The organism is Aequorivita sp. 609, from assembly GCF_014212065.1.
Classification (GTDB): Bacteria; Bacteroidota; Bacteroidia; order Flavobacteriales; family Flavobacteriaceae; genus Aequorivita; species Aequorivita sinensis.
Genome location: NZ_JACJVM010000159.1, coordinates 1 through 660, shown reverse-complemented (window position 1 = coordinate 660; position 660 = coordinate 1). Strand labels below are relative to the sequence as shown.

1 protein-coding gene is annotated in these 660 nt (G+C 32.3%); it reads left to right on the top strand.

Annotated elements, in window-relative coordinates; all coding sequences use genetic code 11:
* Positions 1-20: 20 nt before the first annotated feature.
* Complete coding sequence (locus H4O20_RS13130) at positions 21-524, top strand: hypothetical protein (protein WP_139856755.1); 504 nt, start codon at positions 21-23, stop codon at positions 522-524.
* Positions 525-660: the final 136 nt, after the last annotated feature.

Sequence of the window (660 nt, the reverse complement as noted above, 5' to 3'; positions counted from 1 at the left end):
CGTTGTGGTGCATTTAAGAAATGGAAAACTTAATAGAAAAATCTGCTGAACAAATAAAGGACCGAATTCAATTTTGGTTCTTAAAATATTTCAATAAAACCAAAACGGATTTTAATGGAAGTGAGATTTTTACACTATTCGAACTTCTAAATGCGGAATTAAGAGCCGAACTTAAAAAACGACTGAATTTATACCCAAATGAAATTCCTGTTTTAGTTTTAAAAATTTCAAAATCGGAATTTATAATTAATACAACCAAAAAGTTTGTCCGAATTGACTCAGATTCGACTGAAATAATTGATTACGCAGAGTTTGAATGGCATAATGGATATAAATCATTTGTTGTTGACAAAGAGAAAAAGATAATTACTAAACACGATGGACATTTTGCGGAATTTGGATTAAGAAAAACTAATGGAGAAATTATCTATTGGAAAATACCAACTGGAGTTCCTGGATTTGGATTTTGGAATGTTACCAAGAAGTGTGAATTAATCGGACGGAAATTTATAACAACTGAATAAAAAACGACACCACAACAATGGCTATAAGTAATTGCTTGTTCTCGTCTACTTTGGAAATTCCTGCGGAATTTCCAACTTGGTGTGTACTTGCAAAGTTAATCGCTAAACCACGCAACTACTCATAGCCGAGACCGTT

Excerpts from the sequence above, each read along its gene's own strand:
- H4O20_RS13130 (WP_139856755.1), top strand. The coding sequence starts at position 21 with ATGGAAAACTTAATAGAAAAATCTGCTGAACAAATAAAGGACCGAATT.